General features: G+C 36.2%; 19 protein-coding genes. 11 read left to right on the top strand and 8 right to left on the bottom strand.

Annotated elements, in window-relative coordinates:
- The first annotated feature begins 113 nt into the window (after window positions 1-113).
- Window positions 114-2648, top strand: a complete 2535-nt coding sequence (locus SFA27_RS14970) for a phosphoenolpyruvate carboxylase (protein ID WP_407293160.1) — start codon at window positions 114-116, stop codon at window positions 2646-2648.
- Window positions 2649-2865: 217 nt separating this feature from the next.
- On the opposite strand, the gene SFA27_RS14965 is transcribed toward SFA27_RS14970, so the two are convergent.
- Window positions 2866-4467, bottom strand: a complete 1602-nt coding sequence (locus SFA27_RS14965; protein ID WP_407293157.1) for a S8/S53 family peptidase — start codon at window positions 4465-4467, stop codon at window positions 2866-2868.
- Window positions 4468-4555: 88 nt separating this feature from the next.
- On the opposite strand from SFA27_RS14965, the gene SFA27_RS14960 reads away from it, so the two are divergent.
- The 4 genes from SFA27_RS14960 to SFA27_RS14945 all read left to right on the top strand — a co-directional run bounded on the left by SFA27_RS14960 (window position 4556) and on the right by SFA27_RS14945 (window position 7723).
- Window positions 4556-5680 (top strand): DegT/DnrJ/EryC1/StrS aminotransferase family protein, encoded by a 1125-nt coding sequence (locus SFA27_RS14960; protein ID WP_047423358.1) that lies wholly within the window; start codon window positions 4556-4558, stop codon window positions 5678-5680.
- Window positions 5680-6090, top strand: a complete 411-nt coding sequence (locus SFA27_RS14955) for a hypothetical protein (protein ID WP_407293154.1) — start codon at window positions 5680-5682, stop codon at window positions 6088-6090. The genes SFA27_RS14960 and SFA27_RS14955 overlap by 1 nt, the downstream gene beginning before the upstream one ends.
- A 9-nt stretch (window positions 6091-6099) precedes the next feature.
- A complete protein-coding gene (gene galE, locus SFA27_RS14950) occupies window positions 6100-7122 on the top strand; it encodes a UDP-glucose 4-epimerase GalE (RefSeq protein WP_407293151.1) in 1023 nt (340 codons plus the stop codon).
- Between the two features lie 148 nt (window positions 7123-7270).
- A complete protein-coding gene (locus tag SFA27_RS14945; protein WP_047376790.1) occupies window positions 7271-7723 on the top strand; it encodes an adenylyltransferase/cytidyltransferase family protein in 453 nt (150 codons plus the stop codon).
- 118 nt (window positions 7724-7841) lie between these two features.
- Here SFA27_RS14945 and SFA27_RS14940 read toward each other — a convergent pair whose 3' ends face one another.
- From SFA27_RS14940 to pnuC, 6 genes are all read right to left on the bottom strand, one after another.
- Window positions 7842-8834 (bottom strand): acyl-CoA thioester hydrolase/BAAT C-terminal domain-containing protein, encoded by a 993-nt coding sequence (locus SFA27_RS14940; RefSeq protein WP_407293148.1) that lies wholly within the window; start codon window positions 8832-8834, stop codon window positions 7842-7844.
- A 115-nt stretch (window positions 8835-8949) separates the two neighbouring features.
- On the bottom strand, window positions 8950-11559 hold the full coding sequence (locus SFA27_RS14935; protein ID WP_407293145.1) for a TonB-dependent receptor domain-containing protein: 2610 nt from the start codon (window positions 11557-11559) through the stop codon (window positions 8950-8952).
- Window positions 11560-11692: 133 nt separating this feature from the next.
- The gene (gene mltG / locus SFA27_RS14930) at window positions 11693-12718 is read right to left on the bottom strand and encodes an endolytic transglycosylase MltG (RefSeq protein ID WP_264518336.1); all 1026 of its coding nucleotides are present in this window, start codon (window positions 12716-12718) and stop codon (window positions 11693-11695) included.
- 32 nt (window positions 12719-12750) lie between these two features.
- Window positions 12751-13518 (bottom strand): diaminopimelate epimerase, encoded by a 768-nt coding sequence (gene dapF / locus SFA27_RS14925; RefSeq protein WP_407293142.1) that lies wholly within the window; start codon window positions 13516-13518, stop codon window positions 12751-12753.
- Window positions 13519-13607: 89 nt separating this feature from the next.
- A complete protein-coding gene (locus tag SFA27_RS14920; RefSeq protein WP_407293139.1) occupies window positions 13608-14264 on the bottom strand; it encodes a hypothetical protein in 657 nt (218 codons plus the stop codon).
- Between the two features lie 4 nt (window positions 14265-14268).
- Window positions 14269-14940, bottom strand: coding sequence for a nicotinamide riboside transporter PnuC (gene pnuC, locus SFA27_RS14915; RefSeq protein WP_407293136.1), 672 nt, complete (start codon window positions 14938-14940; stop codon window positions 14269-14271).
- Between the two features lie 165 nt (window positions 14941-15105).
- On the opposite strand from pnuC, the gene SFA27_RS14910 reads away from it, so the two are divergent.
- From SFA27_RS14910 to hemN, 3 genes are all read left to right on the top strand, one after another.
- Window positions 15106-16623, top strand: coding sequence for an amino acid permease (locus tag SFA27_RS14910; RefSeq protein ID WP_047376783.1), 1518 nt, complete (start codon window positions 15106-15108; stop codon window positions 16621-16623).
- Window positions 16624-16676: 53 nt separating this feature from the next.
- The gene (locus SFA27_RS14905; RefSeq protein WP_407293132.1) at window positions 16677-17690 is read left to right on the top strand and encodes a WD40/YVTN/BNR-like repeat-containing protein; all 1014 of its coding nucleotides are present in this window, start codon (window positions 16677-16679) and stop codon (window positions 17688-17690) included.
- Window positions 17691-17867: 177 nt separating this feature from the next.
- On the top strand, window positions 17868-19226 hold the full coding sequence (gene hemN / locus SFA27_RS14900; protein WP_309875526.1) for an oxygen-independent coproporphyrinogen III oxidase: 1359 nt from the start codon (window positions 17868-17870) through the stop codon (window positions 19224-19226).
- A gap of 143 nt (window positions 19227-19369) precedes the next feature.
- On the opposite strand, the gene SFA27_RS14895 is transcribed toward hemN, so the two are convergent.
- Window positions 19370-20734: a PQQ-dependent sugar dehydrogenase gene (locus SFA27_RS14895; protein WP_407293129.1), complete on the bottom strand. Its 1365-nt coding sequence runs from the start codon at window positions 20732-20734 to the stop codon at window positions 19370-19372.
- A gap of 217 nt (window positions 20735-20951) precedes the next feature.
- Here SFA27_RS14895 and SFA27_RS14890 point away from each other — a divergent pair, with 217 nt between their 5' ends.
- The 3 genes from SFA27_RS14890 (at window position 20952) to SFA27_RS14880 (ending at window position 26229) form a co-directional block, all read left to right on the top strand.
- On the top strand, window positions 20952-23861 hold the full coding sequence (locus tag SFA27_RS14890; RefSeq protein WP_047376779.1) for a protein translocase subunit SecDF: 2910 nt from the start codon (window positions 20952-20954) through the stop codon (window positions 23859-23861).
- A 448-nt stretch (window positions 23862-24309) separates the two neighbouring features.
- The gene (locus SFA27_RS14885; protein WP_407293126.1) at window positions 24310-24882 is read left to right on the top strand and encodes a hypothetical protein; all 573 of its coding nucleotides are present in this window, start codon (window positions 24310-24312) and stop codon (window positions 24880-24882) included.
- Window positions 24883-24990: 108 nt separating this feature from the next.
- Window positions 24991-26229 carry a hypothetical protein gene (locus tag SFA27_RS14880; RefSeq protein ID WP_407293123.1) on the top strand — a complete coding sequence of 413 codons (1239 nt, stop codon included), beginning with the start codon at window positions 24991-24993 and terminating at the stop codon, window positions 26227-26229.
- Window positions 26230-26317: the final 88 nt, after the last annotated feature.

Below are 26317 nucleotides of genomic sequence, written 5' to 3'. Positions count from 1 at the left end.
TTTCAAAACTAAGTAATTACTGAATAAAAATTAATATAGTTTTTGCTTTTAATCCTTTAATTTTTTGTCATTTGTCAACCCAACTCATTCCAAAATCACTTACATTTGTTATTATGATACACGACCAACGCGCAGAAAAATTCAGGCAGATCGTGGAAAATAAGTTCCAGATCTACAATTCATTATTTATGAGCCTTCCTTATGATAAAATGACGAATATAGGAATGCTGCTTCCGTTTCTTTACGAGGAAAGCAGAACCGGCTATGAAGCAGGAAAAACTCCCGAAAACATCGTCGAAGAATTTTTTAAAAACCATACCGATCTTCAGACCGAGGAGCAGAAACTCGAACTGCTTTTCAAGATCATTCAGTATATAGAAAGACAGGTAGTTTTGTTTGATAGTATTGAAGATGCTGCTTTTCCGAATCTTCACTCTGAAAGTGACAGTGGTACCGTAACCAATCTTTTTGAACGCTCTTTTCAGGACCATAAAATTGAAAAAGTACGCGAAAAATTAAAAGATTTCAGTGTAAAGGTTGTATTTACCGCGCACCCTACTCAGTTTTATCCAAGTTCAGTACAAAGGATTATTCAGGACTTAAGAGGAGCTATTACCAGTGACTCTGTTACGCAGATTGATATGCTTCTGCAGCAGCTGGGGAAGACCCCATTTGTAAACAAAGAAAAACCTACCCCTATAGATGAAGCATTGAGCATCATTTCATACCTGAGATATGTGTATTACGATACCATTGGCGAATTGTTTACGAAGATCAAAAAGACTTTCGGGAACGGACATTTTCACCTTCATGAAGATATTATCCAGCTTGGATTCTGGCCGGGAGGAGATAGAGATGGAAATCCGTTTGTGACAGCAGATGTAACGAAAAGAGTAGCAGAAGAACTTCGTTCAGCCATTCTGAAGTCCTATTACAGCCATTTGAAATTCATCAGAAGAAGATTGAGTTTTAGAGGAGTTTCAGAAGTTTTAACCCAATTAAGTGAAGAGCTGTATGCTGCTATTTTTGATGGAAGAAATATTACAGCTGAAGATATTTTAAAGAAAACTGCAGAAGCAGAAAAAATATTAGTGAATGAGCATAATTCCTTGTTTTTAGATCTTCTGGCTAACTTCAGAGATCGTGTAATGATTTTCGGAACTCACTTTGCAACGTTGGATATCCGTCAGGACAGCAGGATTCATCAGAAAGTGATTGATGAGGTTTTTTCAAAAGTATATGGAAGTGAAGATGCAGATAATGAGCAGAAATTCAATCAGCTGATTCAGATTTCAGAAACAGTAAACGCTGAAGATTTTGAAGACATTGTGAAAGATACATTGTTAACGGTTTCACAGGTTACAGACATTCAGAATCTGAATGGTCTTCGAGGAATGAACCGTTATATTATTTCCAATTCCGATGCAGTGAAAGATGTGATGAATGTTTATGCATTCTTTAAGATTTGCGGGTATAAAGACGAAGATATCAATATGGATATCGTTCCGCTTTTTGAAACGATGGAAGGTCTTGCCAACGCTGAGAATGTGATGAATGAACTGTATCACAATCCTGTGTATAAAAAGCACCTGGAAAAAAGAGGAAACCAGCAGACCATTATGCTTGGATTTTCTGATGGAACCAAAGATGGTGGATATTTAAAAGCCAACTGGGAAATTTATAAAGCAAAAGAAGTATTGACTAAGCTTTCCGAGCAGAATAACATCAAAGTTGTTTTCTTCGATGGCAGAGGAGGACCGCCAGCCAGAGGAGGAGGAAAAACCCACGATTTCTACGCTTCTCAGGGAAAAACTATTGCCAATAATAAGATTGAACTTACAATCCAGGGCCAGACCATTACCAGTATTTTTGGAAATAAAGAGCAGGCAAAATACAACTTTGAACAGCTTCTGACGGCCGGAGTGGAAAATGATGTATTCAAAAATGCAAAAAAAGAGCTTACCGAAAAGGAAAGAGCTTTGATTATCGAATTGGCAGATATCAGCTATGGAAAATATTCAGATTTAAAAGCCCATCCTATGTTTGTTCCATACCTTCAGGAGATGAGTACTCTTGAATATTACGGGAAAACAAATATCGGAAGCCGTCCCTCAAAAAGAGGAAACGGAAGTGAACTGAAGTTTGAAGATCTGAGGGCTATTCCGTTTGTAGGCTCATGGTCACAATTGAAACAGAACGTTCCTGGTTTCTTTGGTTTTGGATATGCCATGCAAAAGATGAAAGAACAGGGAAGATTTGAAGAAGTAAGGGAACTGTATAAAGGTTCTGATTTCTTTAAAACTTTAGTATTGAACTCCATGATGAGTATGAACAAGTCCTATTTTCCTTTGACTTATTATATTAAAAGCAATCTGAAGTTTGGTGCATTCTGGAATATTCTTTTTGATGAATATGAGCTTTCAAGAGAAATCATGCTGGAACTCACTGGTTTCAAAATGCTTCAGGAAGAAGATCCTTTGTCAAGAAAATCGGTGAAGATCCGTGAAAAGATCGTACTTCCGTTATTAAGCATTCAACAATATGCCCTGATGAAAATACAGAAAGGAGAAGGAAATAAAGAAGCTTATGAAAAGCTGGTAACACGTTCTTTATTCGGGAATATTAATGCAAGCAGAAACTCTGCATAAGCCATTTTATATAATTTTTTGTACAAATTGCACAGCAATATATCAATAGGAATGGGCTTTAGCCCATTCTTTTTTTATTAAACCAATCCATCGGCTTTAGCCAAAACATATTGTATGCTGTATTAGAAGAATATCTCCCGCAGATTACACAGATCACACAGATGTTTATGTTGTAATAAATCTGCTCAATCTAGGTAATTTGCGAGAGACAAAAAAATTATTCCTTTAAGAATTTCTCATAGTAAACTTTGTCCTTCATCTGAATTTTCAGATAATAAGTTCCTTTTGCAAAATCCTCCACTTTTATAGATTTCTGATGGTCACTTTTTCTGATTAGTCTTCCAAGGTTATCATAAATTTCCAAAGACAGAACTTCCTGCTCTGATGCTATATTCAGGATGTTTTTAACAGGATTCGGGAATATGGAAAATTTTTCTTTTTTTACCATTTCAGATGTATTCAGAACGAGATTATACAAACTTCCGAAGTTAAGAATACCGTATCCTATCTGATCTGAATGAGCAGGATAAAGTGAAGCGGTTTGTCTTAGCTTTGTTCTCATCTGTTCCCTGTTCATCGTTGGAAATGCCTGGATAAGACATGCCACACCACCGGCAGCAATAGGAGTGGCAATAGATGTCCCGTTCACAACTGTAGTAGCATTATCATACACTGTGGTTGTAGCGGTTCCCTGAGTACTTCCGTCAGGTTTTACCACTCCAAGTGAGTTTGGCCCGAAAGAAGAAAATCCGGATGCATTTCCGGCCGAATCTACAGATCCGATAGAAAATACTTTAGCATTGTCAGACGGTGTCATCAGATAATGCCATGGCTGAAGTCCGGAATTTCCGGCAGCAGCAAGAACAAAAATTCCTTTTTCAGCAGCAATACCTGCTCCCCGGGCGATGAAAGAAGTACTTCCGTTCATATTTGCATACGTATAATTGTAACGGCTCTCATCAAAAACATTATATCCCAGTGATGAGGTTATGATTTCCACCCCTTTTCTGTCTGCTTCCTCAGCAGCTTCAATCCAGTAGAGTTCTTCTTCAGGAACTTCTACATTGGCATTTTCACTTCGGTAGAGATAGAAATCGGCATCGGGAGCAGCGCCAACAAATATGTTTTCCAGATACCCGCCAATAGCTCCTAAAACAACAGAACCATGAGGACTGAGTGCTGTATTATAAATATCTCCGGTTTTGGTAACAAAATCATAGGCTGCTTTGATATGGTTACCGTTCCATAATCTTGAAAAAGCAGTTCCCGTATTCACCGTTGGGAATCCGGCATCAATGACTGCTATGGAAATTCCTGTTCCGGTATAACCTGCCAGGTGAAGCGGGCGGATATTAACCTGATCAATTTGGCCGGCACCAGAACCGTAATTAAAGGTGGTGAGTGTTTTATTGACATTGGACTCGTCTTTCCATTTTACAGGTAATGTTTTTACAGTAGTTGAACTGTTTCTTGCAAAACTTTCAACAGATAAAACAAAAGACTGAGCCTGCAGCAGCGTTTTTTGGGCAGGATTAGCATTGACTGCCGCTCCGTTAAGCCATTTTGAATAATCTGTAACGGTAAATCCTAAATTTTGAAGATTCTGAAGATAAGACTGTTCAATTGGAGCATCCTGATCGTTGAGAGGAATTCCCAACGCTGTACGCCTGTTGAGTGATTTCTGGCTGAGTTCAGAAAGCGGATTTGCATAAAACGCAGCCTTATTGGGCTTATCCGTAAAGAAAACAAACACAAGTTCTGTTTGGGCGGATACATTAAGATAACCCGTTAGGAAACAAAAGAGTAAAAGTTTTTTCATAAGATTATTTTGTATAAAGATAAAAACAAAATCAATAAAATTTTTGATAGGATATTAAATTCCTTATTTTTACAGAAATATTTATTATATGAAAAAAATTCAGATGGTTGACTTGCAAAGTCAGTATTACAAAATAAAGAATGATGTAGACAATGCCGTTTTGAATGTAATGGACTCTGCAGCGTTTATTAACGGACCTGAAGTAAAGTCTTTCCAGAATGAATTGGAGTCTTATTTAGAAGTAAAACATGTGATTCCATGTGCCAATGGTACAGATGCATTACAGATTGCCTTAATGGCCCTGGATCTGAAAGAAGGAGATGAGATTATCACAGCTGATTTTACTTTTGCCGCAACGGTAGAAGTAATTCACCTGCTTAAGCTAAAATCTGTATTGGTAGATGTAGATTATGATACATTTACTATTTCTACAGAACAGATTAAAAAAGCCATTACGCCGAGAACAAAAGCGATCATTCCGGTACATATTTTCGGACAGTGTGCCAACATGGAAGAAATTTTGAAAATTGCTGAAGAGCACAATCTATATGTTATTGAAGACAACGCTCAGGCAATCGGTTCAGAATATACATTCTCTGACGGAACTGTAAAACAGGCAGGAACAATGTCTACAGTAGGAACAACTTCTTTCTTCCCTTCAAAAAACCTTGGATGCTACGGAGATGGTGGAGCTATTTTTACCAACAACGATGAATTAGCACACCGTTTGAGAGGGATTGTAAACCACGGAATGTACGAAAGATATTACCATGACGAGGTAGGAGTAAACTCCCGTCTGGATAGTATTCAGGCTGCAGTTTTAAGAAAAAAACTTCCTCACCTTGATTCTTACAACGAAGCAAGAAAAAGAGCAGCTGATTTTTACGATGAAGCATTTGAAGGAAATCCAAATATTCTGACTCCAAAAAGAGCTGAGAATTCTACTCACGTATTCCACCAGTATACTTTAAGAATTCTGAACGGAAAACGTAACGAACTTCAGAAGTTTTTAACGGAAAAAGAAATCCCGGCAATGATCTATTACCCGGTAGCATTAAGAAAGCAGAAAGCGTACTTCCAGGAAAGTAATGATGCAGACTTTGTGAATACAGATAAGCTGTTGGATCAGGTAATTTCTTTACCAATGCATACAGAATTAGACGAAGAGCAACTGAAGTATATTACCGATGCTGTTCTTGAGTTTATGAAATAATGAAAAAAAAGATATTTAAGTATAAGTTGGTATACTATTTAGCGATAATCACCAGCTTATTACTTTTTATAATATCAGCGTTTTTGGTTCTTGATATATTTAATGATTTTAGTCTATTTAAAACATTATTTATTGGGATTTCGTTAGTTATTAATTCATTTGCATTTGTCAATTTAATTGAAAAATATGAGAAGGCTATTTTGTTCCTGAATCTTAGTTTATTTTTATCCATAGTTATTTTAGGTTATCCTTTATTACTTGGATTTTTAAATGGATATTATATTGCAGGACATTTTACTTTTAAATTTTTAATTGTATTGATATTGAGTTTACTGATTGTAAATATGTTTAAGGTGAAAAAATATAAAAGTGTTAGCGAAATAGAAAATATAGGAAAACACGAAGATTAAAAAATAAAAATGGCAATACTTGTTACGGGAGGACTTGGATATATTGGTTCTCATACGGTGGTAGAACTTATCAATAGCGGCTTTGAAGTAGTTATTGTAGATGATTTGTCCAATACGGAAAGATTTATTTTAAAAAATATAGAAGAAATTACAGGTAAAAAGCCGGCTTTTTATCCTTTTGATCTAAGAAGGAAAGAACTTCTTACTCAGGTTTTTGATGCCCATCAGATTGATGGCTGTATCAATTTTGCTGCTTCTAAAGCGGTAGGAGAGAGCCAGATAAAACCTGTGGACTATTACGAGAATAATTTGTTCTCATTAATCAATATTCTTCAGGAATTTAAGACAAGAGAAATCTCTAACTTTATTTTCAGTTCATCCTGCACAGTATACGGACAGGCAGATGTAATGCCGATTGATGAAAATACACCTTTAAAAGTACCTGAAAGTGTGTATGGGAAGACAAAACAAATGGGAGAACAGATCCTGATTGATTTTGCAAATGCCTATCAACGTAAAATTTCGTTATTAAGATATTTTAACCCGATTGGAGCACATCCTTCTGCAAAACTTGGAGAACTACCGATAGGAATTCCTAATAACCTGGTACCTTATGTGATGCAGACAGCTTCAGGAGTACGTGAGAAACTGAATGTCTGGGGAGATGATTATACTACAGAGGACGGAACAGCCGTTCGTGATTATATTTATGTTGTTGACCTGGCAAAAGCACACGTTGCAGCATTAAAGAAACTGATGGAAGACTCTTCGGCTGAAGCTGTGATTGATACCTATAACCTGGGAACAGGAAAAGGTTCATCTGTACTGGAAGTGGTGAAAGCATTTGAAAAGGCTAATAATGTAGAAGTACCTTATCAGATTTGCGCCAGAAGAGAAGGAGATATCACTATTGCGTATGCCAACGCTGAAAAGGCGGAGAAAGAGCTCAACTGGAAGTCTGAAACCTCTCTGGAAGAATCTTTAAGAACGGTTTGGGAATGGCAGAAATATCTGAATACAAGGAATGTATAGTTTCAGTGGTTATGAAATTTTTCTGACCATGTGAAAGAATAATTAAAGAACGAATTATATAAACAAATTACAAAACACCTTCCCAGAAACTTTTGTTTTTATCCTTAAAAGAACATTATTTCAGTGAAGTTTTTAATTCAAAATTAATATGAAGACACAGAGAATAGGGATTACATTTTCCTCCTTTGACTTATTACACGCTGGGCACATCAAAATGCTTGAAGAAGCTAAAACGGTATGTGACTATTTAATCGTTGGGCTTCAGATAGACCCTTCCCACGACCGTCCCAATAAGAATAAGCCAAGCCAGACTATCGTTGAAAGATATATTCAGCTGAAAGCAGTAAATGCTGTAGATGAGATCATTCCTTATTATACGGAAGAAGATCTGCTGGATATTTTAAAATCATTTGTGATTGATGTAAGAATCATTGGGGATGATTATATGGACAGAGATTTTACAGGCAAACAATACTGTGAAGAAAAAGGAATTGAGATCTTTTATAACAAAAGAGACCATAGGTTTTCCACCAGTGATCTGAGAAGAAGAATCTATGAAGCTGAAAAAGAAAAAGATTCAAAAGCTGAGCCTGTAAAATAAATTTCCAGGCAAAGTATATCAAAGATTATAAATAAAAAACAGTTGTAAACAAGAGCTTTACAGCTGTTTTTTAATTTTACCGGAAGCCGCCGGAAATTACTTTTTTTAACTATATTTTCTATTTAAAATCTTCGTCAACAAGGTTTAGAAAGTCAAAAAACATTTCTTTCCAATGGCTTATTTTGGTTCCGTCTTCTTTTATTTCTTCAAAATTATGATTGCAGTTCAGATAAACTTTGCTTTTCAGATTTGTTTTTCTGTGGCGGATGAATTCTGCGGTAATCAAATCACTTGCTTCTACCGGAACCTTATCATCATGACTTCCAATGGTGACGAAAACCGGGATTTTTAACTTTAGGAGATTTTCTATAGGAGGTTCGTTGATAGCAGTATTCCATTTGTAAGTATCGCCGTTGAAATAGTCTTTTACGGAATCTGGATTTTGATAAACCTGTTTGTATCCCCTCATCAATTCGTCAATTTTATCCTGAGCCTGGCTGGCACTTAGTTTCGATTCCTGCATTTGTCTTCTGATAAAGAGTATATCGTTAAATATCTGAGAGGTTGCATTCCCTGCTGAAAAACAAATGTGGGTGATGTTTTTGTTGAGAGTAGCCAGCTTTGCTACCACGTCACTGCCTTCCGAGTGCCCGAGTACAGCAATTGCTTTTGCATTGGGGTAGATTCTTTTCTTTATGAAATTAATCACTTTATTGGCTGCTTCAGCTCTGTCCAGTACATTATTTCTAAGTATAAATGCTGGGGAGGGTGTGTAATTATTTAAAGTTTTTGTGTAATAAGGAAGCCCAACTTTTTGTATATAAACAAATGCATAGTCTTTTGGAAACTCCGCCATTAATTTTTTTGGATAATTATTAAAACAGCAAGGTTCTGTATCATCACCATTGACGATGGGTAAATCACCGCTGCCCTGCAGATAAAGAAAAACTTTTTCCTTAGGTAAAGTATCTGATGTATGGATATAAAAACGGATTGTATCTCCTTTATCCGGAATAATGTATTCTTTTAATTTTTGTTTGTCAGGAGTCTGTGCCCATGTAAAGATGGGAAAAAAGAGTAGGATTAACTGGATTCTTTGAATTGGTTTCATCGCTTATTTTTAGCAATGAAGATATGATTTTATGGATTACGATTTTACATATCAATACCAAAGAAAAAACATTAATAAAAAATCCCGAAAAGTACTTTCCGGGATTTTTGTTGTATTACATCGGACCGCCTTGCTGGTCGTCTCCGGCTGCATTGGAATTGATATCCTTTTTCTTTTTAGGCTGATCTACTTTTTCACCCTGCTTAAATCTATAGGTTAAAGAAATAGAAAACTGTCTTGGCTGCCACTGCATATAGTTTCTTCGTGTATAATCCTCATTGAAACTTAATACTTCTCTGCTTCTCGTATTGAAGATATCCTGAATATTGAAGGAAATTGTTCCGTCTCCTTTCCAGATCGTTTTGGAAGCACCAAGGTTCAGAGCATACATATCCTGAGTATTTTGGTTGGCAGATTTCTGAGCTCCTCTATAGAATCCCTGTAACTGTACACTTAATGTTTTATCCAGTTTAAATGTTGTGTTAAGACGTGCTCTTGTAGAGAAACCATCTCCAGTAAAATCCATATTTCGGGTTTGCTTCTGCTTATTCTTATCAATAGCATCATAATAAGCAATTCCGGTAGTTTTATATCCGAACATATCTAAGCTACCCATTATTTTTAACCATGCAAAAGGATCGTAGGTAAAGTTCAGATCCAAACCATAACGGTCGTCATTTCCTAGGTTGATGGGTTTTGTATAGAATACGCCCAGATTTTCATCAGGTCTGTAGACTAACATTTTAGTATCGTCTGTAGCGTGTCTGTAGTATAAGGTAGGGTTAATAGTAAACTTTTTTCTTGTAATATTATATCCTACTTCAAATGAATCTACATATGATGGGTTAAGATCTATATTTCCTTCAAAAATATTCTGGCTGTTGCTGTAATTTGGGAAGGGAACCATGAAGAAAGATCTTGGTCTGTCTATTCTACGGGAATAATTAACTAAAATCTGATTGTTTTTAGATACATCATAGCTTAAGAATACACTCGGAAATAAATTGTTGTAGTTCTTTGTTTTATTTAATTGCGGATCATTAGGGTTTTGATTGATGTAATTAATCTTTACATTGGAAAGTTCATCCCTCAAACCAAGCTGATAAGCAAATTTTTCTCCGATTTTACTTTTAAACTGTAAATAGAAGGCATTGAAGATCTCTCTGTAATCTGTATCGTTATTATAGTTCGGGATATAAGGATTATTGGAAGTGCTGCTTACAAAATTATTATAAGTATTATCATTCACATCCAATCTGTATCCTGCTTCAATCTTAGACTTTTCTCCTATTGGCAATTCGTAATCTGCTTTCCCGATAACCGTTTTGCTTACAGAATGTCTTCTGGTAATATCCTGTATATCCGGAACCAGGTCATTGGTTTCAAGAATGTCTGCATTATTGTTACTTCTGTTTCTCTGTAAACTTAATGATACAGATAAATTCTGACCATTATCATCAAATTTGTGATCTACACCTATATCTCCCTGGAATGCAAGGTTATTAAATATCGTTTTAGATTCTCTTTGTCCGTAAGGGTTTAATAATTGCCATGTTCCGGCAACCCCATTTGGATCTGATGAATCTTTGAAAAATCTGTGAAAACTGTCATAAGTCTGCAGAAGTTCATTTCCGTCTCCTTCAAAAGTTCTCACCAATCCTGTTACATTGATCGATGTTTTGTCAGACAGATCATATACAAAACCTGCACTTACATTATAATTTTTGTTATATGTTTTGCTGGTGGAGTTTTGCAGCTGATGCTCAAGAACATCATTAGGCTGCGTATTAGGAAGGATCTTAGGAAAAGTAATATTGTGATAAGTAGTTTCCGAATTATTTTTAGTTTTGTTTTCCGTGTAGCCGCCGCCTCCGTTTACAAACCAGGTCCAGTTATTTTTTCTCCAGCTCAGATTGGTGTTAAGTGATGTTCTCGGGAAATATCCTAAAGACCCTACAACACTACCGTTAAATCCGATTTTTTTGTTCTTTTTAAGGATGATATTCAGAATACCGGAAGTTCCGCTTGCTTCAAATTTAGAAGAAGGGTTGGTAATCACTTCAATTCTTTCAATCTGATCTGCCGGGATACTTTGTAAAGCATTGGCACCATCATCTATTCCCAGAAGGGCAGAAGGCTTCCCGTTGATCAGAAACTTTACATTGGTACTTCCTCTCATAGAAACTGTTCCGTCTGTATCTACAGAAACTGAAGGAACATTGGTCAATACATCCTGAAGACTTCCTCCTTTGCTTACAATATCCTGTGAAGGATCATATGTTTTCTTATCAAGCTCTACTTTATAAGGTTTAGCTGCTGAAGCAGTGATCACAACACCCTGGATTTCTTTTGTTTTTCCATCAATGGTAGTAGTCGCTTCAGGTTCTAAAGATAACGCCCCGATATTACCCGCTATTGCAATATTTTTACTGATTACATTTTTTTTGTAATCAATAGCTTCTACCGTGATATCATAATCTCCCGGCACAAGCTCAAGTTTATACTGTCCCTTTTCATCGGTCAGTACAGCATCACTTAATGCTTTATTCACTTTATTACTGAAAGTTACAGAGGCATAAGGAACCGGTTGGTTTTTTTTGTTGACAATAGTCCCCGAAACTCCAGCCTTCTCCTGTGCAAAAGCCATCGCCGCCGCTGAAAGTACTAACGTAAGTCCTAAAGTTTTTCTGGTGAAAATATTGACAATTTCTGTCTTATTCTTCATAGGTTATTTTTTTGTATAAAATCGTGAAAGTATAACCCCTAACATTTTGAATATCCATATCAATTTGATCTTCAAAATATTATGATTGTTTATTATTTTTCTAGCTGTATAAATTTTTAGGTGCTTTCTAAACTTATTTTATATTCTTTGAGTTGAGCCAGTCCTGGTATGCCTTTGCATTCACAGCATGTTCTTCAGCACTTGCCGTAAACTTATGGTATCCAAATCTTGCCGGATCAGCACACATAAATATATAATTGTTGTTTTCAGCATTTAAAACAGCATCAATCGAATTCTTATCCACTACACAGATCGGTCCCGGAGGAATACCTGCATTTGCATAAGTGTTGTAAGGTGATGGTGTAGACAAATGCTTATATAATACTCTTTTAATAGATTCTTTAAAATTAGTCTGCTTATTGATTGCATAAATCACAGTAGGGTCAGACTGAAGTTTCATCCCTTTTCTGTAACGGTTTAAATACAATCCGGCAATCGTTTTCATCTCATCTTTTTTTCCTCCGGATTCTTTATAAACAATAGAAGCCAATGCATAGATCTGATCTCTTGTAAGGCCAGACTGTTGCTCTTTGTTTTTTCTTTCACTCGTCCAGAAATCATTATACTGATTTTCAAACTTTGCAAAAAATTCTCTTGGGCTTACAGTCCAGAAGAAATTATAAGTATCAATGAAGAAATATTTTTTTAAATCCTCAACATTTTTATAGCCTTTCTCCTGTGCCACAGCATCCAGATCATTGATAAAATGTAACGAATCAATTTCTGTTTTTTTGGTCACCTTACCGATCATCTGATACATATCTCCAAAATCCCCGATTCTGTAAGAGTTTGCTGTTTGGTTACCTGCTTTGATCATATTGACAAGGTTCTTATTTCCTGTTCCGCTCTGGATATGATAACGTCCTGCTTTAAAATTAGCATCAAGACCTTTCTCTTTAGCTACAGCTTCAAAAGATTCCCTGTCTTTAATATAAGGAGCAATAGAGTCGAGGATCTGTTTAAAACCTGCTCTATGAGGAATCAGAACATAGCCGTCTTTTTCTACGTTATTTCCTAAATATTTATTATAAAATCTCAAACCAAAAAATCCTGCAGCTACAAAAACCAGCAGAATGATAATGAGAATAGCTTTTTTCATTCTTATAAATGTTGATTAAAAGTTTTTTGTTTTTAAAGAAGATCTGTTTTACCTCTAAAAACTTGCTTTGCAGGACCTTCCAGCCAAATGTTCTGGAATGTATCTCCGCTTTTTTCAGCATGTACTTTAAGATTTCCGCCTAAAGTTTTAACTTTTACAGAGGTTAGATTATGTTTTTGAAGAAAAGTTAAAGCAGAAGCTGTAACTCCTGTTCCGCAACTGTAAGTTTCGTCCTCAACGCCTCGTTCATAGGTTCTTACAAAAATCTCATCATCAGAAATTTTTTCTACAAAGTTTACATTGATTCCTTTTTCTTTATAGTTTTCCGAATTTCTGATCCCATATCCTTCGTCATAAACCTGGTAATCCTTCAGATTTTCTACGTATTTTACATAATGTGGAGATCCTGTATTCAGAACAAAGTCATTCCCATCTTGTGAAATGGTGTCCACATTAATCATTTTCAATTTAATAATCCCGTTATGGATTTCAGCTTCATGCTCTCCGTCTGTTGCAATAAATTTGCATTTATCTTCAAAGATGTCAAGGAAAAAAGCAAAAGCAACAAGACATCTTCCTCCGTTTCCACACATGGTACTTTCTCCTCCGTCAGAATTGTAGTACACCATTTTGAAGTCATAGTTTGGATCGTTTTCCAGCAGAATAAGACCATCCGCACCTATCCCAAAACGTCTGTCACATAGTTTTTCAATAATACCTTTGTCTTTAGTAAATTGCAGATCACGGTTGTCTACCATTACGAAATCATTCCCTGTTCCCTGATATTTATAAAATTCCATATTTTTTTGTTAAATGAAGAAGCAAAATTAATATATTTAAAATGAAAAACGAACAGTGTTAACTGTTCGTTTCCTTATTTATAATCGTTTTATCTAAAGCCGCCTCCGCCGCTCTGCTGTCTGCTTGAACTAGTGCTTTGGCTGCTTGAGCTGTTTCTGAATCCACCACCGGAAGATTCTGATCTGACGCTGTTTTGACTACCACTGTTTTGGTTTCTGAACCCACTGTTATTTTGGGTACCTTGGCTATTCTGGTTACCACTGTTTTGGTTTCTGAATCCGCTGTTGTTTTGGTTTCCCTGGTTGTTCTGATAACCATTATTCTGGTTTCTGAATCCACTGTTACTATTGGAGTTTCTATTATTATTGAAGCCTCCGTTATTATTGTATGAACCGTTACTATTCGTTGTACGTGTATTCTGGAATCCGTTTTGAGGTCTTGAAGAAGAAGAAGATCTTCTTTCTACATAGACTTTTCTTCTGGAGTTATTATAACTGTCATAGTAATAAGGAATTCCATTATCATAGTAGTAATTAACATTATTTCTGTAATAATAGCCGTCATTACCATAATATCCGCCGCTTCCGTAATATCCGGAAGGTGCATAGTAATATCCGTTGTTATAATAAGGATCACCATATCCATAACCTCCATTATTGCTTCCGTATCCGTCGGTATATGCTAAACAAGATGTTAGACTGGTAATAGCAAAAATACTGACTGCTATTTTAAATAAATTTTTCATGACTTTATTGTACTTTTTTTTCTTTAAAACTTTTTTTCCAATTGACGTATCCTAAGATAGCCATTATAGTAAATACCAAATATTGAACCGAAGTGATTCCAAGTCCCTTAAAAATCATCATAGGGATGCAGATAATATCTCCGATAATCCAGAAAATCCAGTTCTCAATGCGCTGTTTGGCCATAAACCACATTCCTACTAAAAATATTGAAGTTGTAAAAATATCCATCCAATTTGCCCAGTCCAGATGATACAATCCTAAACTGGTTCCTTCCATAGAAAACTGATTATCAATATAAGGCTTATAATAATAAATAAGAGTAACCAATATCAAACTCAGCACAAAAAGAATACTTGCATATATCCATTCTTTTCGGGTAGCCCAGGTAACCTCTACATGAACATGATCTTCAGAATTTTTTGCCCACAGAACCCAGCCGTAAATACTCATGACGGTATAATAGACATTAATCATGCAGTCTCCTAGCAGCCCGGCATTGAAAAGGAGGTATACATAAATTAGGGTTGAAATAATGCCGGTAGGGTATACCCATATATTTTTCTTAATGGAAAAAAATACGCTCAGTATTCCGAAAACAGCACCTGATGCTTCCAACGTAATTTGTAAAGAATCATAGCTTTCATAAGGCTTTACAAAAAGATCATATAAATTCATGTAATCAAAAATAAGCAAAAAAATAGACTTTTTAAAATGGATTATATAATATGTTGTTCAGGTTTTTAAGGGCTTTAATGTAAAATAAATAAGGAAAGTTTAACGATAAACGTGGGAGTTCCTAAATTTTTTATATTTTCGTAAATCCTTAATAAATAAAAAAACATGTCGAAAATTTGGGTTAAAAAGCCACTAAGTGCCTATGAGGCAGATATGAAGAAAAGTGAGCTGAAGAAAGTCCTTGGAAAATGGAGTTTAACAGCAATTGGAGTGGGTGCTATCATTGGTGGTGGAATCTTTGTTCTTACCGGAACAGGAGCCTATTATCACGCAGGACCAGCACTTGCCATTTCCTTCATCATAGCAGGTATTGCCTGCGTTTTTGCTGCATTATGCTATGCAGAATTTGCATCCATTATTCCTGTAGAAGGTTCAGCTTATGCCTATGCATACGGAACGGTAGGAGAAATTTTTGCATGGGCCATGGGGTGGTGTCTCATCCTCGAATATGCCATGGCGAGTATGGCAGTTTCCGTGAGTTGGTCCGGATATTTTAACAAATTTTTGAAAATCTTTAATATTCATTTACCGGCCTATCTTACATCAGATCCTGCCAGTTATACAGGAGATGGTTTTTCAATGAACCTGCCGGCATTTATTCTTGTTCTTTTAATTACTGCATTATTGGTAAAAGGTACTAAAGAAGCAGCAGGGGCTAATAACCTGATTGTTTTGATGAAAACTTCTGCCGTTATCTTTGTAATTATTGCAGGAGTCTATATTATTTTTTCTAATACTGATCTTTACAACGCTGTAGATGGTGTTAAAAACTGGAAACCTTTTATTCCGGATCAGGTACAAATCAAAAATTCTGAAGGAGATTTGGTTTCTGCCTATGGGATTAAAGGAATTATTTCCGGAGCAGCAGCTATTTTCTTTGCTTATATTGGCTTTGATGCTGTTTCTACACAGGCTGGAGAAGCTATTAATCCTAAAAAAGATGTTCCTTTTGCAATTATTGCCTCATTATTGGTGTGTACAGCGCTTTACATTTGTGTATCGTTGGTATTAACAGGTATGATGCATTATACAGACTTTAATCCGGAAGGAAAATATCCTGATGCCATTAAAGCCCCTGTAGCTTATGCTTTTGAAATTGCAGGGAAACACTGGGCTAGTAATGTAGTAACAATCGCCGCTACTGTAGGATTAATTTCCGTAGTAATGGTAATGATGATGGGGCAGTCAAGAATTTTCATCGGGATGGCAAAAGACGGATTGATTCCCGGATTCTTCGGTCAGCTTCATCCAAAAACAAAAACACCTTACAAAGGAATTATCTTGTTAGGAATTGTAGTGGCACTGATCGCAGCATTTACTCCAATTTCAACATTGGCAGATATGACAAGTTTCGGAACCCTGTTTGCATTTACACTGGTTTGTATTGCCGTTTGGGTGATGAGAAAAAAAGAACCTAATTTAATCAGACCTTTCAAAGTTCCGGCTTACAAAATAGTGGTAGCATTGGGAGTATTTATCAATATTTATTTGATATTTAACTTAAGTGCCCATGCATTGGAACTTTCTGCCGTATGGTTGTTCTTAGGAGGTTTAGTCTATTTCCTTTATGGAAAATCAAATAGTAAACTTAATAATCCTGAAAAATATCAGGACGCAGAATAATAACAATATAAACCGCTTCGGCGGTTTTTTTTATCTTCCTATAATTCTATAATATGAAAAATATTTTTTCCATTTTATGTTTGTCTATCGGGTTTACAGCGTTTTCCCAGCAAGTGGAAAGCTTTGAAACCGTTCTTAATGATACAATCAGTATCAGAGCTCTTGAATTATACAACAACAAGGTCTGGTATAGCGGTACAGATTCCAAATTCGGGTTTGTAGATCTAAAAGATTTTAAAAATCAGAAACAGATCAAACTATCTGAAGAGAAACTTCAATTCAGAACATTAGCTCAGGACAAAACTTCTTTCTACGCCATCAATATTGAAAGCCCCGGACGTTTTTTTAAAATAGATAAAAAAGATCTGAAATCACAGGTTGTTTTTAAAGATACAGCAAAAACTGCTTTTTATGATGCTTTGCATTTTGTTAACGATAAAATAGCCTATACTTTCAGCGATGCAGATAAAGATCAGATGCTGAAGCTGGCCATATACAAAGAGGGTAAATGGAGTATGTTTAAAAATAATGTAAAATTAAACGAGGGTGAGGCTGCATTTGCCGCCAGTAATACTAATATTTCATCATCTAAAAAATACCTTTGGATAGCGACAGGAGGAAAAGCTTCACGAATTTTAAGAATGAATCTGAAAGATGAAAAGTTTGAAATTTTCAATACACCAGTTGTACAGGGAGAATCTTCTCAGGGAATGTATTCTATTGATTTTTTTGACGATCATTTCGGGATTGCAGCAGGAGGGGATTATACAAAGCAGGATGCGAATATCAATAATATTGCAACCACTAATGATGGCGGAGAAACCTGGCAGATTCAGGCTTCAGGACAGAATGCAGGATATACAACCTGTGTAAAAATTAAGCCCGGATCAAAAGGAAAAGAAATCATTGCAGTAGGAGACAAGCATATCAGTTATTCTTCAGATTTTGGAAAGACATGGAAAAAAATTTCTGATGAAAAAGGTTTCTTCGTCTGCCAATGGATAGATGGTAATCATGTGGCCCTTGCAGGAAATAGCAGAATTGCAGTAATGAAATTAAAATTTTAAATATAAGATATAGAATTTATCACTATCTGCCAAAAGGCTGATCATACGTATTTAGACTCATTATAAAATAGAACCTAATATAATTCATAGGTTAAAATTCATAACTAATGGTTAATTTTGTAAGATGAAATTTAATGGTGTTAAATTTCATACCCTTATAAAATTTTAATTTTCAAGATGAACTCTTTAATAGATAAGTATAATATTCCCGGACCGCGTTACACTTCTTATCCTACCGTTCCATATTGGGATGAATCAACATTTTCACCTGAAAAATGGAAGGAAACTGTAATCAGGTCTTTTCATGAGAGTAATGCAGAGGAGGGGATTTCTATTTATATCCATTTGCCTTTCTGTGAGGCTTTGTGTACGTTCTGTGCATGTCATAAACGTATTACCAAACAGCACAGTGTTGAAGTGCCTTATCTGGAAAGTGTTTTGAAAGAGTGGAAACTTTATCTGGACCTTTTCAACGAAAAACCTAAACTGAAAGAATTACACTTAGGGGGTGGTACTCCTACGTTTTTCTCTCCTGAGAACTTAAAAACATTATTGGAAGGAATTTTTTCAACAGTAGACATTGCGGAACATCCAGAATTTTCTTTTGAAGGACATCCTAACAATACAACGAAAGAACATCTTCAGACTTTATATGACCTTGGCTTCAGAAGAGTAAGCTTTGGAGTTCAGGATTATGATCCTAAAGTTCAGAAAGCAATCAACAGAATCCAGCCCTTTGAAAATGTAAAAAATGTTACAGAATGGGCAAAGGAAATCGGGTACAGAGGAATCAGCCATGATCTTGTGTTTGGACTTCCACATCAGAACTGGGAAGCGATGGAGCACACGATCAGAAAAACAATGGAACTGAAGCCGGACAGACTTGCATTTTATTCTTATGCACACGTTCCATGGGTGAAAGGAGTTGGACAGAGAGGCTTTGATGAAAATGATCTTCCAAGCGGAGAAGAAAAACGCCGTTTGTATGAAGATGGTAAAAGACTGCTTCAGGATTTAGGATATATCGAGGTTGGAATGGATCATTTCTCTCTTGAGCATGACGATCTGTATCAGTCTTTGATTCATAAAAAACTTCACAGAAATTTCATGGGATATACTTCAAGCAAAACCCAACTGATGGTAGGACTTGGTATGTCTGCTATTTCAGATTCATGGTATGCTTTTGCCCAGAATGTAAAAACCGTGGAAGAATATCAGAAAATGGTTGAAGAAGGTGAAATTCCTGTTGTAAAAGGACATGTTCTGAGTGAAGAAGATCTGACTGTAAGAAGACATATTCTGAACCTTATGTGCCAGCTTGAAACAACTTTTGATATCAATAATTCTTTCCCTGAGCTTGAAAACGCTTTGGAAATGTTGAAAGAAATGGAAAATGACGGATTGGTGGAGATCAATGGAACTGAAGTGAAAATTACAGAAGCCGGAAGAGCTTTCACAAGAAATGTAGCTATGGTTTTTGACCTGAGAATGATGAGAAATAAACCCGAAACAAGGATTTTCTCCATGACAATATAGGACAAAAGCGGTTCAGATCTGAACCGCTTTTTTATTGCTTTAAAATTTTAGTTGAGGTATTTTATTGCCCTCACGACTTGTAGTTCGATCACTGTCATACTGAGCATAAACTGAAAGTTTACAAACGTAGTTTAAGAATCGTTCTACTTGATAATTAATTTCTGACTGTAAGACTTCATCTCTCCGGATTTCAGATTGATATAGTAAACGCCGGCAGGTATTCCTGAAATATTAATACCTTTTTCATTAGAGATCTGGTCTGCTTCCAGTACTTTTCTTCCTTCTGCACTGATAATTTCCAGGATTGCTTTTTTATCTGTAACGCCATCAATGAAAATTTCTTTTGAAACAGGATTAGGATAAACTTTTATAGTTCCTAAAGTATTTTCCTGAGTACCTAAAGTTCCTGTGGATATTTTAAAGACTTTTCCACTGTTCACAGCGGCCACGTACAGCCCTTTCTGATAATCTTCCCCGAAAGTAGAAAAATTATTTCCCGAATAAGGACTCGTCCATGTGATGGCATTACTGCTATCCAGAATTCCGATCTGGGTAGAACAGTAGTCTGCAAAGAAATATTTTCCCTGAAGTGACGGATATTGAGTTCCTCTGTAAACATATCCGCCTGTGATGGAACATTTACCACCTGAATGGTCGTATACAGCAATAGGAAAGGTCATTGTAGACTGTGCTGCACATCCTGCGGTATTATAGGCGTTATTTCCTTCATAACAGCGCCAGCCATAGTTTAAGCCGGCTTGTGTAATAGGCATTTTATTGATTTCTTCTATAGCTCCCTGGCCAACGTCTGCAATCATTGCATTTCCTGTAGTCAGATCAAAGGAAAATTTCCAGGCATTTCTCAGACCATACGCCCATATTTCATCGGCACCAGCAATGGTTCCTGCAAAAGGATTATCGGGTGGAATATTATAAGGGCCGGTAGCATCCACATCTATTCTCAGCATTTTTCCCAGTAATACATTTTTATTTTGGGCGTTATTATTCGGATCTCCGCCGCTTCCTCCGTCTCCGGTGATGATCCAGAGTTTTCCGTCAGGAGCAAAATGAATGCTTCCTCCATTGTGATTGTCGAATGGTTTGGGAATGTTTAAAAGGATTTTTTCAGAAGCAGGATCAGCTACATTAGAATCAGTTGAGCTGACACTGTATCTTGCAACGATGATATTGCCCGCCGGATTGTTGTAGTACACAAAAAAATACCCGTTGGAAGAGTATTGTGGGTGAAATGCAAGTCCAAGAAGACCTCTTTCTCCACCAAAAATAATTTTTGAACCGATATCCAGAAAATAGGTGGTATTAATTGTCCCGTTGGGTTGAATAATTTTTATAATTCCGTTCTGTTGAACAACAAAAAGCCGGCTGTCATTGGCGTTCGTAATCTCTACCGGGCTGGTAAGTCCCGTGGCAAATTCTTCCAAATTAATGCTTTGAGAATTAGCAATTAAGGAAGAAAAGATACTCATGGTAAAAAGTAATTTTTTCATAATATTTTGATAGTTAAGGTGTTGATATAATGAATGAAAATTTTGTACCAATCGAATTTTGAAGACTTCATTATGATACTATGAAAAAATTGTTAAATCTTAAATAGAAATCGGAATACCAATATATCTGAAAATAAACCATTTCTGTTGTTAAAAATTCATAAAATACAAGAAAATCATTATATTTGCCGACTTAATTTAACGTAGTTATAACAAAATGCAAGGAAAAGGACTTATTACAATTGTCGCTATTGTACTAGGGTTGATTTGCTTAAACGAGCTATTACCAACATGGTACGCCAGCAAAATTGAAAAGCAGGCGACTGCTATTGCAGGAGACAATCCGGAGAAGTATCAAAAAGAAATCGCAAGACTTTCTAAGGATACTTTGAATTTAGGATTCACAAAACTTTATTACACTAAAGCCAAAGACAAAGAAATGAAACTTGGTCTTGACTTGAAAGGAGGGATCAACGTTCTTTTGGAGATCAACCAGAGAGACCTTGTGAATGATTTAACGAATTATTCTACAAATCCTGTTCTTATTGAGGCTTTAAACAAAACTGATGAAGCACAGAAGAATTCTACAAAAGCTTACATCGATAATTTCTTCGAGCAGTTCGATGTAGTTAACAAAGCTAAAGGTACCAATCTTAAGTTGGCAGATCCGGAAATTTTCGGAAATACAACACTTACTGAAGTGAAGTACAACACTCCTGATGAGCAGGTGAAAAGCATTGTTAAAAGAAAAATTGATGCATCTGTAGGAACAGCTTTTGAGGTAATCAGAACGAGAATTGATAAAATGGGTGCTGTGCAGCCAAACGTTCAGAGGGTACCTGGAACAGCTAGAATTTCTGTAGAAATGCCTGGTATGAAGGACATCGATAAAGTGAAAAAAATGCTTCAGACTTCTGCAAAACTTCAGTTCTGGGAAGTACAGCAGGTTCCTGAGATTGCACCTTATTTCCAGACCTTGACAACTATGGTTGCTGCAAAAGGAGATTCTATGGGAGTGGCAAAGAACGTGAACTTCATGAGCCTTTTACAGCTTGACAAATTAAGAACGAATGGTGTTGCTAATGTAAAATTATCCGATACTGCTGTTGTAAATAAAATTTTGAACAGCAAAGTAGGACAGTCTTTACGTCCGGCTAACATTAAATATACACAGTTTATGTGGGGTTACAAACCTGAAGCAACAGATACTGAAAGCTTAGTATTGTATGCAATCAGAGGTAACATCAACCAAAAAGCTCCGGTAGACGGTGCCGTAGAAACTGCAAACATCAGCTATGATGAGCTGAGCAGAGTAGTAGTTGATATGCAGATGGACTCCAAAGGGGCAAAAGACTGGAAAACATTAACAGAGAAAAACGTTGGTAAGCCAGTTGCTGTAACGCTTGACGGTAGAGTTTATACTGCACCAAACGTTGTAAATGCAATTCCGAACGGTAGAACTCAGATCTCTGGTAACTTTTCTCAGGAAGAAGCTAAAGAATTGGTAGACGTTTTAGGAGCAGGTAAATTGCCTGCAGGTGCAAAAGTAGTTCAGGCTACGGTTGTAGGTCCTTCATTAGGACAAGAGTCTATTGATGCTGGTGTTTTGTCATTTGGTATCGCATTCTTAGTAATTATTGCTTATATCATTTTCTACTATGGTGGAGCTGGTGTATATGCGGTAATTGCAATGATAATCAACTTATTCTACATTTTCGGAATTATGGATTCCGTAGATGCTACACTTACGCTTCCTGGTATCGCAGGTATTGTACTTACAATGGCCATGGCGGTAGATACGAACGTAATTATCTATGAAAGAACTAAAGAAGAACTTTTCGCAGGAAAAAGTATTCTTGAAGCATACAAAGACGGTTTCAAACATGCATTAAGTGCAATTGTTGATGGTCACTTAACGACATTATTAACGGCAGGTGTACTATTCCTTTTCGGAACAGGACCAATCAAAGGTTTTGCATTAACATTAGGAATCGGTATCTTGATGACATTCTTTACTTCAGTATTGATTTCAAGAGTAATGATTTTCTCTAGATTGAATAAAGGAAAACACCTTTCTGTTTGGACAGGTGCTACCAAAAATCTTTTCAGAAATACTTGGATTGATTTTATTGGAAAAAGAAAATATGCTTACATCATTTCCGGTATTTTAACTGTTGTTTGTATCGCATCTATTGCAATCCACGGATTCAAATATGGTATCGACTTTACAGGAGGTAGAAACTATGTGGTAAGATTTGATAAGGCTGTAAATGCGGAAGATGTTGAGGCTAAATTGGTGAAAATGTTCCAGACTGAGGATGGTAAAAACTCTTCTGTAGAGGCTAAAACTTTCGGTAACGACAAGCAGCTTAAGATTTCTACAGATTACCTTATCGAGGATGAATCTCTGAAAGCTGACCAAACTGTTGAGCAGAAGTTGTATGAGGGATTAAAATCCAGCTTACCTGCAAACATGACGTTAAAAGATTTCAAATCTGCAGATAAAGACCATTCAGGAATTATTTCTTCCGAGAAAGTAGGACCTACTGTTGCAGACGATATCAAGACTCACGGTATTCTTGCTGTGGTTGCAGCATTAGCAGGTATTTTCATCTATATCCTTGTAAGATTTAGAAAATGGCAGTTCTCTCTTGGTGCTGTTGCAGCGTTATTCCACGATGCTGTTATCATTTTGGGAGCTTATTCATTACTTCATAAGTTTATGCCATTCAACATGGAGATCAATCAGGATTTCGTTGCTGCAATCCTTACTGTATTAGGTTACTCAATCAATGATACAGTAATTATCTTCGACAGAATTAGAGAATATCTGAGAGAGAAAAAATCTTTAACATTAGCTGGTCTGTTTGATGACTCTATCTCAAGTACATTGGGTAGAACATTCAACACCTCATTTACAACGATTCTTGTTATCCTTGCGATTTTCATTTTCGGTGGTGATAACCTGAGAGGATTTATGTTTGCTATGTTAATTGGTATTGGATTCGGTACATATTCATCTATCTTTATTGCGTCTGCAATTGCTTATGACTTCCTTAAAACAGGAAAAGAAGAAGAGGTACATGGAAAAACCACTTCTACAAAAGAAGAGCTTGCTTCAAAGTAATACAAACTACAATAAATTAGTAAAGACCGTTTCGAAAGAAACGGTCTTTTTTTTATCCTTCCAGATGTTTCTACGTTTTGAAGAACTTATCTTTTTAACGGCAAATAATGCATCTCTATATGCTATTTTGTATATTTTAATAGTAAATGAATGATTTTTTATTGAATTTGTGATTATTTTATTTTTTTTATATGAGTAATTATTTATTTGTGTTTTTGTAATTTAATTTTCATGATTATTTTTATGAATTTAATTTTTTATAAATTAATGTAAAGTGGAGTTATGTATAATAAGTCAAATTTAAGAGATTAATTTATTTGCGTGTAATCATTGAATAATAAAGGGTTTTTGTGAGTTTCTAACAAAATAATTGTTTTGGTTAAAAATTATTAAAAAATAAGAGTTTTATGTGGTAAATTATTTTATATTTACTGAAAACAAAACAAAAATGAAAGTCGAAAAATTATTCGTTGCTGCAGCATTATGTGCTGGCAGTTTCCTTTACTCACAGGTAGGGATTAGCACTTCAAACCCTGATAAAAGTTCTGCATTAGATGTTACCGGTACCAATAAAGGTGTATTGATCCCCAGGATTTCCGATCTCACAACAATAGCTACTCCAGCTAATGGTTTGCTGGTTTATGATCTCAAAAGACAGGCCTTGACACAGAATGTCGGGACACCTGCCAGTCCAAACTGGATCCCGATCAGCGGGAATATTGTTAAATTCTTTTACATGCCTTCCATCAGTATAGATACTTCTACGTTAGGTACAGGAAGAACAAAAGACTTATTCCAGCTTTATAAAGCTCAGTTTTCTACCCCTAAAGTTTCTAGTACGGGAGCTCCGGGTGGGATTCCTTTCTTTGCAAATGCATCGGATCTGTATTATTACGTGACTGATTTTGACAGTACGGTTTTAAGCAATGTAAGCATTGATGCCAATGGTATACTTCGCTATGATGTAATAGGATCGGCTACTGCCTGTTCTTTCGTAAATATTGTATTTGTAATCAAATAATTTAAGAGGCATACAGCCATTATGATCATCCTTGTTCAGGGATGAATATCCCGTGTATAATTAATTTAAAAATTATTGATGATGAAAACAAATTCAATATTACGATATATGCTTATAGCATTTTGTCTTTTTGCATCCGGTAAAATGACAGCTCAAGAGATGGTAACACTTCCCAACGGGGGATGCGGAAGGCTATTGGATACAAATACATCCAGTTCAAGTGATGGTGGTATTCTTTGTTTCAGATTGGGAAAAGAAGCCGCTAATCCTAACAATATGACTGATACTGATGTCAATTCATTCGCCTCTTTAAAGCCGGGTACAGGTGCTGGTCTTTTCTGTAGTATGTACGTAGGCGTAGGAACCAATGGAGCAGATTTTCAGGCTAATAAACCTGTGTATATTGATTTTGCTTCAGATGGTTTCAATTTTAATCCTAGTTTTAATGGGGGAAATTTTGTGTTCTACAATAATGGACAGGAAATCTATCGTACAGGTATCAATGGACATTTCTTCTTTGATTTTGGTGATAATCAGGGGCGCCGGATCATTAAAGTAATTCCCACGGCAGCATGGGATGAAATAAGGCTGGATTTTGGAGAAGCTATAGGGGTCGGATTCTCATTCAGCCAGATGAGAGTGTATAACATTCTTTCAGAGTATTATCTTGCCCCTATGACTTATCTATCTCAACCTTCTGATAAAACTGTGGCTGCAGGTGGATCAACAACGATGACCGCAGTGATCAATAATACGCCTACAGATGAAACTCCGGATAATATTACATACCAGTGGCAGATTCTTAACGGAAGTACATGGACCAATCTGACGAATGGTACCAACTACAGCAATGTTACTTCATCCACTCTTACTATCAGCAACGTTCCTGTAGGATTTAATAATAATCAATACCGTGTAGTAGCCAATTCCAGCTTCCATACATGTTCTTTCCAGGCAATTTCTACCGTAGGAAGGCTTTTTGTAAACTCTGTAAATGACCCTGGAGCTATTGCCGCGGATCAGACCTTATGTATGGACATCAGTAATGATCCGGCTGCGTTCACCCAGACTGCGGCTGCGCAGGTAAGCGGTTCTGCGGAATATCAATGGCAAAGCTCGGTGGATAATGTAACTTTTACAAATATTACCAATGCAACATCTGCTGCTTATGATGTACCACCAGTTACACAAACTACTTATTACCGAAGAGGCGTGAGATCTGTACTGAATGGGAATACAACGGCCTATCTGTATGGTAATGTGGTTAAAGTGACTTTAAAACAAAGCTGCCTGATCAAATGTATTATCACTAACAGAGTGCTTTATACAAAGCTGAATAGCAATTAGCAAAATGATTCCTAATTAATTATGAGAGCCTGTTTCAACAATAAGTCTGAAACAGGTTTTTTTATGTATGTTGTGTATTTTATTTTGT

Source organism: Chryseobacterium sp. HR92 (assembly GCF_045689405.1).
Lineage (GTDB): Bacteria > Bacteroidota > Bacteroidia > Flavobacteriales > Weeksellaceae > Chryseobacterium > Chryseobacterium viscerum_A.
Note: the sequence above shows the minus strand (reverse complement) of the source record. Positions and strands in the feature narration are given on the sequence as shown.